Annotated in this window: 11 protein-coding genes; 7 read left to right on the top strand and 4 right to left on the bottom strand. The window is 75.1% G+C overall.

The annotated features are described in order from the left end of the window. The first annotated feature begins 174 nt into the window (after positions 1-174). From ACI79B_RS13120 to ACI79B_RS13090, 7 genes are all read left to right on the top strand, one after another. A complete protein-coding gene (locus tag ACI79B_RS13120) occupies positions 175-933 on the top strand; it encodes an SIR2 family NAD-dependent protein deacylase (RefSeq protein ID WP_456928030.1) in 759 nt (252 codons plus the stop codon). 46 nt (positions 934-979) lie between these two features. Beyond that, positions 980-1,408 (top strand): DUF1772 domain-containing protein, encoded by a 429-nt coding sequence (locus ACI79B_RS13115; RefSeq protein ID WP_456928029.1) that lies wholly within the window; start codon positions 980-982, stop codon positions 1,406-1,408. 65 nt (positions 1,409-1,473) lie between these two features. Then, the gene (locus ACI79B_RS13110) at positions 1,474-3,012 is read left to right on the top strand and encodes an AMP-binding protein (RefSeq protein ID WP_456928028.1); all 1,539 of its coding nucleotides are present in this window, start codon (positions 1,474-1,476) and stop codon (positions 3,010-3,012) included. 145 nt (positions 3,013-3,157) lie between these two features. Continuing rightward, positions 3,158-4,618 (top strand): C40 family peptidase, encoded by a 1,461-nt coding sequence (locus ACI79B_RS13105; protein WP_456928027.1) that lies wholly within the window; start codon positions 3,158-3,160, stop codon positions 4,616-4,618. A gap of 388 nt (positions 4,619-5,006) precedes the next feature. Next, entirely contained in the window at positions 5,007-6,326 is a 1,320-nt protein-coding gene (locus tag ACI79B_RS13100) for an AAA family ATPase (protein WP_456928026.1), read from the top strand. Continuing rightward, a complete protein-coding gene (locus ACI79B_RS13095) occupies positions 6,323-7,342 on the top strand; it encodes a DUF58 domain-containing protein (RefSeq protein WP_456928025.1) in 1,020 nt (339 codons plus the stop codon). Before ACI79B_RS13100 ends, ACI79B_RS13095 begins: the two co-directional genes overlap by 4 nt. A gap of 31 nt (positions 7,343-7,373) precedes the next feature. Further along, positions 7,374-8,333 (top strand): VWA domain-containing protein, encoded by a 960-nt coding sequence (locus tag ACI79B_RS13090; RefSeq protein ID WP_456902970.1) that lies wholly within the window; start codon positions 7,374-7,376, stop codon positions 8,331-8,333. 56 nt (positions 8,334-8,389) lie between these two features. Here ACI79B_RS13090 and ACI79B_RS13085 read toward each other — a convergent pair whose 3' ends face one another. From ACI79B_RS13085 to msrA, 4 genes are all read right to left on the bottom strand, one after another. Continuing rightward, a complete protein-coding gene (locus ACI79B_RS13085) occupies positions 8,390-9,871 on the bottom strand; it encodes a glycosyltransferase family 2 protein (protein ID WP_456928024.1) in 1,482 nt (493 codons plus the stop codon). Next, a complete protein-coding gene (locus ACI79B_RS13080; RefSeq protein ID WP_456928023.1) occupies positions 9,868-10,485 on the bottom strand; it encodes a hypothetical protein in 618 nt (205 codons plus the stop codon). The genes ACI79B_RS13085 and ACI79B_RS13080 overlap by 4 nt, the downstream gene beginning before the upstream one ends. A 238-nt stretch (positions 10,486-10,723) precedes the next feature. Continuing rightward, positions 10,724-11,695 (bottom strand): quinone oxidoreductase family protein, encoded by a 972-nt coding sequence (locus ACI79B_RS13075; protein WP_456928022.1) that lies wholly within the window; start codon positions 11,693-11,695, stop codon positions 10,724-10,726. A gap of 67 nt (positions 11,696-11,762) precedes the next feature. Next, a complete protein-coding gene (gene msrA / locus ACI79B_RS13070) occupies positions 11,763-12,278 on the bottom strand; it encodes a peptide-methionine (S)-S-oxide reductase MsrA (protein WP_456928021.1) in 516 nt (171 codons plus the stop codon). Positions 12,279-12,304 lie beyond the last annotated feature (26 nt).

The raw sequence follows: 12,304 nt of genomic DNA, 5'->3' as shown, positions 1-12,304 counted from the left end.
CCCCCCCCCCCCCCCCCCCCCCCCCCCCCCCCCCCCCCCCCCCCCCCCCCCCCCCCCCCCCCCCCCCCCCCCCCCCCCCCCCCCCCCCCCCCCCCCCCCCCCCCCCCCCCCCCCCCGCGGAGGTGAGCCCAGCTGATCGTGCGCGGGCCGCCCGGGGCTCCCTACGGTGGGCGCGTGACCGGCGCCGTTCCCGACCCGCTGCCCGCCTGGCTGGCGCTGGCCCGGCGGGTCACCGTCCTGACCGGGGCCGGGGTCTCCACCGACAGCGGCATCCCCGACTACCGCGGCCCTCGAGGCGTGTGGACCCGCGATCCCGACGCCGAGAAGCTCGTGACGCTGTCCTACTACGTCGCCGACCCGGAGATCCGGCGCAAGGCGTGGCGCATGCGCGCGGACGTGCGGGCGGCCACCATCGCCCCGAACGCCGGGCACCGGGCGCTGGCCGACCTGGAGCGGCAGGGCCGGCTGCGGGCGCTGCTCACCCAGAACGTCGACGGGCTGCACCAGGCCGCCGGGTCCTCGCCGCGGGCGGTGCTCGAGCTGCACGGCACGGTGCACGCGGTCGAGTGCCTGTCCTGCGGGGACCGGACGTCGATGGACGAGGCGCTGGCCCGCATCGACGCCGGGGACCCCGACCCGGCCTGCACCGTCTGCGGCGGCATCCTCAAGTCCGCGACGGTGAGCTTCGGGCAGGCCCTCGACGAGCGGGTCCTCGACGCCGCGGCGCAGGCCGCCGCCGACTGCGACGTCTTCCTCGCCGTCGGCACCTCGCTGGTCGTGTACCCGGTGGCCGGGCTGGTCGAGCTCGCCGCCGCGCACGGCGCGCGGGTGGTCATCGTCAACGCCGAGCCCACGCCCTACGACGGGCTGGCCGACCTCGTCGTCCGCGAGCCGATCTCGACGGCGCTGCCGCGGCTGCTGGGGACGGCGTGACCCGCGGCGGGACCCTGCAGGGCGGCCGGCCCGGCCTGCGGACGCGGTGACCCTGCTCGTCGTCCACCTGGCGCTGACGGCGGCCTACGCCGGCTTCCAGTGGACCGTGCGGGCGCTGGTCTACCCGCAGTTCGCGCAGGTGCCGGCCGCGGCGTTCCCGGCCTACGAGCGGGCGCACCAGCGGCGGGTCTCCCGGGTCGTGGGCCCGCTGTTCGCCGGGCAGGGCGTCACCACGCTGTGGCTGCTGTCCGCCCGGCCCGACGGCGTCCCGCTGCTGCCGGTGCTCGTGGGCGGCGCCTGCCTCGCCGTCGTCCTCGGCATCACCGCGTTGCTCGCCGTGCCGCTGCACCGGCGGCTGGGCGAGGGGTTCGACGCCGGCGCGTTCGGCCGGCTGCTGCGGGCGGACACCGTGCGGGCGCTGGCCGCCACCGGCGGCACGGCCGCAGCCGGGTGGCTGCTGCTCGTCAGCGGCTAGCGTGACCCCGACCACGTCGAGCGGCTGACCGGCGCGCCGGCAGCCCTGGCCACCGGGAGCCCGGCATGCGCGTGCCCCTCACCACCCGCGACTTCCTCGACCGCGCCGAGCTGGTCTACGGCGACCGCGTCGGCGTCGTGGACGAACCGAACCAGCCCGCACCGTCGGTGGGGGAGGTGACCTGGCGCGAGGTGGCCCGCCGCGGCCGCGCGCTGCAGGCCGGCCTCGACGCGCTCGGTGTCGCGGAGGGCGAGCGGATCGCGATCGTCAGCCACAACGCCGCCCGGCTGCTCGAGGTGCTGCTCGCCGTGCCGTCGTCGGGGCGGGTGGCGGTGCCGGTCAACTTCCGGCTCAACCCCGAGGAGGTGTCCTACATCGTCGGGCACTGCGGCGCGCGGGTGCTCGTGGTCGACCCGGAGCTGGAGGCGAGCCTCAAGGGCGTCGAGGCCGAGCACCGGTTCACCACCGGCGAGGAGTACGAGCAGTTGCTGGCGTTCGACGCCGAGCCGCGGCCGTGGAGCGAGCCCGACGAGGACGCCACCGCCACGATCAACTACACGAGCGGGACGACGGCGCGGCCCAAGGGCGTGCAGATGACCCACCGCAACATCTGGGTCAACGCGGTCACCTTCGGCATGCACATGCAGGTCAGCGACCGCGACGTCTACATGCACACGCTGCCGATGTTCCACTGCAACGGCTGGGGCCTGCCGTACACGATGGCCGGCGTCGGCGCCCGCCAGGTGGTGCTGCGCAAGGTGGACGGCGCGGAGATCCTGCGCCGGGTCGAGCGGCACGGCGTCACGATGATGTCCGGCGCGCCGGCGGTGTGGAACGCCGTCCTCGAGGCCGCCGCCGACTGGGACGGCGAGGTCCCCGGCCGCGACCGGGTGCGGATCGTCGTGGCCGGGGCGCCGCCGCCGTCGCGGACCATCGCCCGCGTCGAGTCCGAGCTCGGCTGGGAGTTCAACCAGATCTACGGCCTCACCGAGACCGCGCCGCTGCTCACCATCAACCGCCCGCGCGCCGAGTACGACGACCTCGACCCCGAGGAGCGCGCGAAGCGGCTGTCCCGGGCCGGCGTGCCGGCGATCGGCACCCGCATCGCGGTGAGCGAGTCCGGGGAGGTGCTGGCGCAGGGCAACACCGTGCTCGCCGGCTACTGGGAGAACCCCGACGCCTCCGCCGAGGCGCTCGACGGCGGCTGGTTCCACACCGGCGACGGCGGCAGCCTCGACGACGGCGGCTACCTGACGATCTCCGACCGCAAGAAGGACGTGATCATCACCGGCGGGGAGAACGTCTCCTCGATCGAGGTCGAGGACGCCGTCTTCAGCCACCCCGCCGTCGCCGAGGTCGCCGTCATCGGCATCCCCGACGAGAAGTGGGGCGAGCTGGTGACCGCGCTGGTGGTGCTCGCCGAGGGCGAGACGGCGACCGAGGCGGAGATCATCGCCCACTGCCGGTCCCGGCTGGCCGGCTACAAGGCGCCCAAGCGGGTCGAGTTCCGCGACGAGCTGGCCCGCACCGCCACCGGCAAGATCCAGAAGTTCAAGCTGCGCGAGCCGTTCTGGTCGGAGACCGGCGGTCGCCAGGTGAACTAGCGCTCCCCAATCCGGGGGAGATCCGCCCGCCTGACCCTCCGGAGGTCACCCGGACCGGTCGACAACCGGTCCGGGTGGCGCCCGCACGGGCGCCCGGAGACGAGCGCCCGGCCTGCGACGCCGGCGCACCGGGAGGGGTCGGCACGTGGGTACGGGTACGCGCACGCGACATCACCGCTGGGCGGTCCGGGCGGCCGGCACGGCGATCGCCGGGCTGGTCGTCCTCGGGCTGACGCCCGGCACCGCCTCGGCGGCGCCCAGCGACGCCGAGATCGCCGCGGCCGAGGCCGCCCGCGACGCCGCCGCCGCGCAGGTCGGCGTGCTCAGCGCCGAGCTCGCGCAGGCCGAGGCCGCCGCCGCGGAGGCGCACCAGGCCGCGCAGATCGCGCTGCAGGACTACGAGGAGACCCAGGCCGCCTACGAGGCCGCCCGCGCGGCCGCCGACGCCGCCACGGCCGCCGCCGCGCAGGCCGACGCCGACCTCGCCGACGGCCGCACCCAGGTCGCCCACTACGCGCGCACCACCTACGTGCAGGGCAGCACGGCGCCCGGCGCCACCGCGCTGCTCTCCGCCGCGGGTCCCGCCCAGCTGATCGAGCGCGCCGCGCTGCTCGAGGCGGCCGGCACCCACCGCGTCGACGTCGTCGGCGAGCTGACCGTGCTGCAGGAGCAGGCCACCCAGGCCCAGCAGCAGGCGCAGACGGCGTCCGTGCAGGCCGAGACGCTGCAGGAGCAGGCCGCGCAGGCGCTGGCCGGCGCGCAGGCGCAGGAGACCTCCGCCCGCGAGCAGACCGCGGCGCTCGCCGAGCAGCGCGACGCCGTCGCCGCGCAGGCCGAGGCCGCCGGGCAGCAGGTCGCGGGCATGCAGGCCGAGCAGGACGCCGCCGAGGCCGCCGCCGCTGCCGCGGCCGCGCAGGCCGCCGCGGCCGCCCGCCAGGCGGCGGCCGCCCCGGCGAGCCAGGCCGCGCCCTCGCGCAGCTCCTCCGGCAGCTCGTCGTCCTCGTCGTCGTCCTCGTCGTCGTCCTCGTCGTCGGGTTCGACCGCGAGCCGCCCGTCGTCCGGTGGGTCCTCCTCGTCCTCGGGCGGGTCGTCCTCGGGCGGGTCGTCCTCGTCGGGTGGGTCGTCGTCGGGCGGGTCGTCGAGCAGCAACCCGACGCCGCCGGCCACCACGACGGCCGGCGCGCCCTCCGGGTCGGCGGTGCAGACGGCCATCGACGCGGCGCTGTCGCAGCGCGGCCTGCCCTACAGCTGGGGCGGTGGCGGCGCCAACGGCCCGTCCTACGGCATCCCGCCGGACACCCGCGTCTACGGCTTCGACTGCTCGGGGCTGACCGAGTACGCCTACGCCCAGGCCGGCATCCGGATCGGCGGCACCAGCCGCGACCAGTGGTGGCTCAACCGCAGCAAGACCGTCGCCCGGGCGGACCTGCGGGCCGGTGACCTGGTGTTCTGGTCCAACGGCAGCTCGTACCTGGACATCTACCACGTGGCGCTCTACATCGGCGACGGCAAGGTGGTGCAGGCGCCGCAGAGCGGCGACGTCGTCCGGGTGTCGTCGATGTGGTTCGGCAGCGACTACTTCGGAGCCGTGCGGCCGACCGCCTGATGAAGGATCTCCCTGCCCCCGCCGCTCGCAGGCTCGCGGCGGGACCCTGCAGGGAGGCCACAGGGAGCGGATGAGGCGAGAGTTCGGGGCGTCGGGCAGCCACGGGGGGAGCTGCCCGACGCAGGAGTCACGCTAGCAGCAGAGGCCGCGGCGGTGCAGGGGGGAAGACCCGGCGCGCCGCGGCCTCCGTCGTCGTCCGGCGCGTCGTCCGGCGCGTCGCGCGGTGGCCCGCCCGGCCGGCGTCCGGCGTGCCAGCGCGCACGACGGCCGGACTGCCAGCTCCGTGTAGGACACTGGCCCGTGGGACGGGCGAGAGGCCCCGTCACCGGCCCCCCGTGTCGCTCCGTGACGCGTCCGGAGGCCGTGGACCGGCACGACAGGGAGCCCTGTGACCACCGCCGCCAGCACCCCGCTCGAGAAGCCCGCCGGCGCACCGGTGCCGCCCTCGGTGGACGCCGCGCTGCTGGAGCGCGCGCTGTTCGAGATCAAGCGGGTCATCGTCGGCCAGGACCGGCTGGTCGAGCGGATGCTGGTCGCCCTGCTCGCCCGCGGCCACGTGCTGCTCGAGGGCGTGCCCGGCGTCGCGAAGACCCTCGCGGTCGAGACGCTGGCCACCGTCGTCGGCGGGAGGTTCGCCCGCCTGCAGTTCACCCCCGACCTGGTGCCCGCCGACATCCTCGGCACCCGCATCTACAAGGCCGGGCAGGACGCCTTCGACACCGAGCTCGGCCCGGTGTTCGCCAACTTCGTCCTCACCGACGAGATCAACCGCGCGCCGGCGAAGGTGCAGTCGGCCCTGCTGGAGGTCATGGCCGAGCGGCAGGTCTCCATCGGCGGCGTCACCCACCCGCTGCCCGACCCGTTCCTCGTGCTGGCCACGCAGAACCCGATCGAGTCCGAGGGCGTCTACCCGCTGCCCGAGGCCCAGCGCGACCGCTTCCTCATGAAGGTGCTCGTCGACTACCCGACGCCGGAGGAGGAGCGCGAGATCATCTACCGGATGGGCGCCAACCCGCCGGTGCCCGAGACCGTCCTCGGCCCCGAGGACCTGCGCCGCATGCAGCGCACCGCGTCCCAGGTGTTCGTGCACCACGCGCTGGTCGACTACGTCGTCCGGCTCGTCGTCGCCACCCGGCAGCCGCGCGAGCACGGCATGGACGACGTCGCCTCCTGGGTCTCCTACGGTGCCAGCCCGCGCGCCTCGCTCGGCCTGATCGCCGCCAGCCGGGCGCTGGCGCTGGTCCGCGGCCGCGACTACGTGCTGCCGCAGGACGTCCTCGACGTCACCACCGACGTGCTGCGCCACCGGCTGGTGCTGTCCTACGACGCGCTGGCCGACGGCGTGCCCGCCGACCACGTGGTCAAGCGGATCCTGCAGACGGTGCCGCTGCCGCAGGTCACCCCGCGGCAGCGGGCCGGCGGCTTCGGCCCGGCCGCGCCGGGCGGCCCGCAGGTGCCGCCGCCCGGGGCGCCGCAGTACGGCCCGCCGCAGGGGGCTCCGCAGGGCCCCTACGGGCCCGGCTTCCCGCCCGCCGCGCAGCCCCAGCCCGGCGGCCCGGTCCCCAACGGCCAGCCGCCGCACGGCTCCTCCGCGCACGGCGTGTCCCCGCACGGCGCGTCCCCGCACGGCTCCGTCCCGCCCGGCAACGGCCAGGCGCCCCAGGGTCCCGGCGGCAACGGGCACGTCCCGGGGACCCCGCAGGCGTGAGACTGCGGCGCGGCCGGGCGCGGGCCGGGGAGGACCCGGCCGCGCCCGCTGACGAGCCCGCCGCCGGCACGCCCGCCGTCGCGACGGCCGACCCCGACGGCGACCTGCCGCACTTCGGCGAGGGCCCGGCCGACGTGCTGCTGCAGCGGCTGGAGCTCACCGTCCGCCGGCGCCTGGACGGGCTGCTGCAGGGCGACCACCTCGGCCTGGTGCCCGGCTCGGGCAGCGAGGCCGGCGACTCCCGGACCTACCACCCCGGCGACGACGTCCGGCGCATGGACTGGCCGGTGACCGCCCGGACGCAGGTGCCGCACGTCCGCGAGACGATCGCCGACCGCGAGCTGGAGACCTGGGCGGTGGTCGACCTCTCGGCCAGCCTGGACTTCGGCACCGGCAACTGCGACAAGCGGGACCTCGCCATCGCCGGGCTCGCCGCGGTCAGCCACCTCACCGTGCGCGGCGGCAACCGGCTCGGCGCCGTCGTCACCACCGGCGAGCGGGTCGACCGGTACCCGGCGCAGGCCGGCCGGCTGGCCGCCGACCGGCTGCTGCGCGCCGTCGTCGCCACCCCGCGGGCCGCGACCGGCCGCCGCGGCGACCTCGCCGCCGCGCTGGAGGCGCTGCGCCGCCCGCCGCGGCGCCGCGGGCTGGTGGTCGTCGTCTCGGACTTCCTCGGCGACCTGGACTGGGAGCGGCCGCTGCGGGGTCTGGGCGCGCGGCACGAGCTGCTGGCCATCGAGGTGGTCGACCCGCGCGAGCTGGAGCTGCCCGACGTCGGCCCGCTGACCGTCGTCGACCCGGAGACCGGGCAGACGCTCGAGGTGCCCACCGGCGACCCGCGCTTCCGCGCCCGCTTCGCCGAGGCCGCGGCCGAGCAGCGGCGGGCGATCGCCGCCTCGCTGCGCCGCGCCGGGGCCGGGCACCTCCAGCTGCGCACCGACCGCGACTGGGTGATGGACGTCGTCCGGTTCGTCGCCGACCGGCGGCGCGCCGGCAGCGGCGGGGCGTCCCGGTGAGCCCCCACCGCACCACGAGAGAGGCCCGCCCGTGAGTTTCCAGTCACCGCTGTGGCTGATCGCGCTCGTCCCCGTCGTCGCGCTGGCGGTGCTCTACGTCGTCCGCCAACTGCGCCGTCGGGTGTACGCGGCGCGGTTCTCCCAGACCGGGCTGGCGCAGAGCCTGCTGCCCAAGCGGGCCGGCTGGGTGCGGCACGTCGCGTTCGGCCTGACGCTGACCGCGCTGCTGGGGCTGGTGCTGTCGCTTGCGCAGCCGAGCACCGAGGTCCGGGTGCCGCGGGAGACCGCGACCGTCGTCCTCGCGCTGGACGTCTCGCTGTCGATGCAGGCCGAGGACATCGAGCCCAGCCGGTTCGAGGCGATGAAGGACGCCGCCAGCGACTTCGTCGACATCCTCCCGGAGCGGATCAACCTGGGACTGGTGTCGTTCTCCGGCACCGCCTCGACGCTGGTGGCGCCGACCACCGACCGCGAGCAGGTGCGCGGCGCGATCCAGAACCTGGAGCTGTCGGAGGCGACGGCGATCGGCGAGGCGATCTTCACCTCGCTCACCACGATCACCACGTTCCAGTCGACGCTCGACGTCGAGGACCCGGAGCAGCTGCCGCCGGCGCGGATCCTGCTGCTGTCCGACGGCTACAACACCGTCGGCCGGGAGAACACGCAGGCGATCGCGGCGGCGCAGGCGGCCGAGGTGCCGGTGTCGACGATCGCGTTCGGCACCGACTACGGCTCGATCGAGATCGGCGGCGAGGTGACGCCGGTGCCGATCGACCGCGACGCGCTGCGGCAGATCGCCGACGAGACCGGCGGGCAGTACAACGAGGCGCGCAGCCGCGCGGAGCTCGAGGCGGTCTACGACGACCTGGGCAGCCAGATCGGCTACACCACCGAGCCGCGGGACGTCTCCTACTGGTTCGTCCGCGTCGCCACGCTGCTGCTGGCCTGCGGCCTGGGCCTGGCGGCCTGGCGCCTGCAGCGCCTGTTCTGACCGGCGACGAGCCCGGGACCACGCGAGGTCCCGGGCCCGTCGTCCGTCGTACGGCCTCAGACGGTGAAGCCCCGCTGGCGGCGCACCAGCTTCTTCAGCATGAAGATCGTCTGCAGCACGGTGAGCAGGTAGAGGACCGGCCAGCCGATCGAGAGGATCGCCGACTGCACCCCGATGCTCTGCTGGCTCCACGCGAAGATCAGGACGGCGAAGGTCGCGGCGGCGCAGACCGCCGGCATGACGTAGGCCGACCCGCGACCCCGCTCCGCGGCCGCCTGGGCGGCCCAGTTGTCCTTCTCCACCCGGGCGAAGAACTGCACCCACGCGGTGACGAAGTGACCCATGCGGACCCACATGTACAGCTCCGCCGGCGCCACCAGCACGGCGTAGAAGATGTCGACCGCGCTCTTGTCGTGCATGGACAGCGCGATGCGGAGGTTGAGCAGCGTGGCCACGGCCGGCGGGATGAGCCACACCGGGTTGAACACGAACGCGTCGATGGACAGCGCCGCCGCGAGCAGGAGCAGGAAGCCCATGCGTGCGGCGATGTTGAAGACCATCGAGATGTTCTCGTACCAGCGCAGCCGCAGGTTCGGGTGGAGCGGCTGGCCCTTGCTGTCCCCGCGCTGACCCGGCCACAGCAGGTCGATGCCGCCGAAGTTCCACTTCACCTGCTGGCCGTGGAGGGCGCGCAGCGTGGTCATGGGGCCGACGAACGCGCGGGCCCGCGCGCTGATCTTGGTGCTGAAGCCGGCGTCCTTGATCTGCAGCGAGAGCTTGGAGTCCTCGACCTCCGAGTCGCGCACCCACGGCGCGGACTGGTGGTGGCGGTACATGACCGCCTCGAGCGCCCGGACGCTGAACAGGCTGCACTGGCCGCCGAGCACGGCCATGTTCCGGCCGCGGACGAGGTTGTCCATGTTGAAGCCGGCGAACTGGGCGCGCTGGCCGGCGACGAGGAACCTCGCCATCGCGCCGTGCACCTTGGACTTGTCGAAGGTGTAGACCGCCGAGAGCCCGCCGATGCGCGGGTCGGTGACCATCTCCTTCTCCAGCCACTCGACGCAGCGGCGGTCCAGCGTGGTGTCGCCGTCGACCCCGAGGATGTAGTCGTAGCCGCGGCTGACGTAGTAGCCGTAGTTGAGCGCGCCGACCTTCTTGTCGGGGTTCTCGCCGATGTCGTGGCTGAAGACCGTCGTCCGGTAGGTCTCGCCCTTGACCACCCGGGTGTGCTCGCCGACGAACTGCTCGACGATCTCCGGGGTGTCGTCGTCGGTGTTGTTGATGACCACGTGGATGACGTCCGGCGGCCGGGTCTGCGCCAGCAGCGAGGTGAGGACGTCGGCGATCGTCGACTCCTCGTTGTAGGCCGGGATGACGCAGCTGATGGTGGCGTGCCGGAGCTGCTCCTCGGCCTGCGGGCCGCCGAACTCCGCGGGCACCAGCGAGCTGATGTCGGGCACCTGCTGGCCCCCGCGGGCCAGGAGGTTCACGCGGTCGGTCGACCGCCGGTTGCCGTGGACGACGAGCTGGTTCACGAGGGGTCCTCCTGCAGGAGCGGCAGCTCGAGGGCGTCGAGCACGGTCTGGCGGAAGTAGCGCCCGGAGCCCGGCTCGGTCTCGACCAGGAGGTCGAACTGGACCGAGACGGTCAGCGCGTCCGCCGGGACCGCCGACCCCGGGAGACTGAGCGCGGTGGTGTAGCTGAAGGGCGGCATGAGGGCGAACTCGCCGCGGTCCTCGGCGGCGAGGGCACGGGTGGTGCCGTCGTCGGTGGTGGCCGCGAAGCGGGTGACCAGCACCTCGGTGTCGCCGTCGCCGCCCTCGACGTGCGCCGAGAGCTGGATCGTCTTGTCGTCCGCGGCGGTCCACGTGGCCGCCTGGTCGGCGGTCCAGTAGTCGACGACGACGGTGCGGTCGCCGGCCGGCAGCGTGCGGGTGAGCGAGCCGGCATCGAGGTCGCCGGCCGGACGGGCGGCCGTGGACGACGCGGCGGCGGTCCGGTCGGCGGGCTCGTCCAGCGGCTCGCGGGAGGGCTCGGCGGACGGCTGGGCGGACGGCGTGGCCTCGGTGGACTCGGCGGCGAGGCCCGGGCTCATGCTCACGTCGGGCCACTCGCAGCCGGTCAGCCCGGTGATCAGGGCCGCGCCCAAGGCGAACGCGGCCGCGCGGGATCGGGGTGTCGGTCGGGGCACGGTTCCCCCAGCAGGCGATGGTGGTCGCCGGGACCGGGCGCCGTTGCACACCCCCAGCAGTTGTCGCTGACGACGCTAGGAGCGGGGGTGCGGACGGACGAGGGCCTGTAACCCCGCGGGGGGAGACGTGCCACCGCCCGGAGGGGCGGACGCCTCCGGGCGGTGGCCGTGCGTGGTGAGCGGGGAGCGGCGGGCGCTACCTCGTCGGGTCGAGGACGAGCTTGCCGGTGGTGCGGCGGGACAGGATGTCCTGGTGCGCCTCGCGGACGGCGGTCAGCGGGTAGCGGCCGCCGCCGACCGGCTCGAGCGCGCCGTCGGCGGTGAGCTGGAGGAGCTCGGTCATGGCGTCGTCGAGCATGGCCGGGCGGCTGAAGCAGTGCGCCAGCCAGAAGCCGACGACCGCGCGGCTGGTGCCCATGAGCGCCGGCGCCTGCACCGGCCTCGGCGGGCGGCGGCCGGCCATGCCGTAGGCGACGAGCCGGCCGAACGGCGCCAGCGCGGAGAACGAGCCGTCGAAGACGTTGCCGCCGGTCATCTCCAGGACGACGTCGACCCGCTTGCCGCCGTTGGCCTCGCGCAGCGCGGCGGTGAAGGTCTTCGGGTCGTCGTCGGCCAGCGCCGGGTCGACGGTGGCGTCGGCGCCGAGCTCCTCGGCCAGCGCCCGCTTCTCCGGGCTGGAGGCGGTGGCGATGACCCGCCCGGCGCCCCAGCGCTTGGCCAGCTGGACGGCCAGCGAGCCGACCCCGCCGGCGCCGGCGATGACGACGACCGACTCGCCCGCGGCCAGGTGCGCGCTGGTGCGCAGCAGGTGCCAGGCGGTGGTGCCCTGCAGCACGAGGGCGAGGGCCTGCTCGTCGGTCACGGCGTCCGGCACCGGCCAGGTCAGCCGCGGGTTGGCGACCACCTTCTCCGCGTAGCCGCCGCCCTCGAGCAGGCCGACGACGCGCTCGCCGCCGCCCACCGGCCGGCCGACGAACTCCGCGCCCGGGATCAGCGGCAGCGTCTGCGGGGCGAGGTAGCTGTCCTCGGTCTGGTGGGTGTCGGCGTAGTTCACGCCGGCCGCGCTCACCTCGTAGAGCTGCTGGCCGTCGCCGGGGACGGGGTCGGGGAGGTCGACGACGTCGAGGACCTCGGGGCCGCCGAAGCGGGTGATCTGCACAGCGCGCATGCGGCCGAGGCTAGAGCGCGCCGCCGGCCGGCCGTGCTGTCGGTGCGCGGCCGGCCGGGGCCTCACGTCATCGGGCGGTCTGCGCCTCGCGGCGCGGGAGCACCCAGTCGGGCCGCACGTAGTGGCAGGTGTAGCCGTACGGGTGCTTCAGCAGGTAGTCCTGGTGCTCCTCCTCGGCCTCCCAGAACGGGCCGGCCGGCGACACCTCCGTCACGACCTTCCCGGGCCACAGACCCGAGGCGTCGACGTCGGCGATCGTGTCGACGGCGACGCGCCGCTGCTCCTCGCTCGTGTAGAAGATCGCAGAGCGGTAGCTCCGGCCGACGTCGTTGCCCTGCCGGTCGACCGTCGTCGGGTCGTGGATCTGGAAGAAGAACTCGAGGAGCTCCCGGTACGAGATCACGTCGGGGTCGAAGACGATCTCGACCGCCTCGGCGTGGTCCCCGTGGTTCCTGTACGTGGCGTTCGGGGTGTCCCCGCCGGAGTACCCGACGCGGCTCGAGAGCACCCCCGGGCGCTTGCGCAGCAGGTCCTGCGCACCCCAGAAGCAGCCGCCGGCGAGGATCGCGGTCTCGGTGGTCACGTGTGCCTCCCTCTGTGTCGAGCGTG

The sequence above is a fragment of the Geodermatophilus sp. SYSU D00879 genome, from assembly GCF_054050375.1.
This window is presented reverse-complemented; position numbering and strand designations above follow the sequence as displayed.

What these genes read in the sequence shown, in the direction of transcription:
- ACI79B_RS13110 (WP_456928028.1), top strand. Translation starts at nt 1,474, where the DNA reads ATGCGCGTGCCCCTCACCACCCGCGACTTCCTCGACCGCGCCGAGCTG.
- ACI79B_RS13075 (WP_456928022.1), bottom strand. Translation starts at nt 11,695, where the DNA reads ATGCGCGCTGTGCAGATCACCCGCTTCGGCGGCCCCGAGGTCCTCGAC.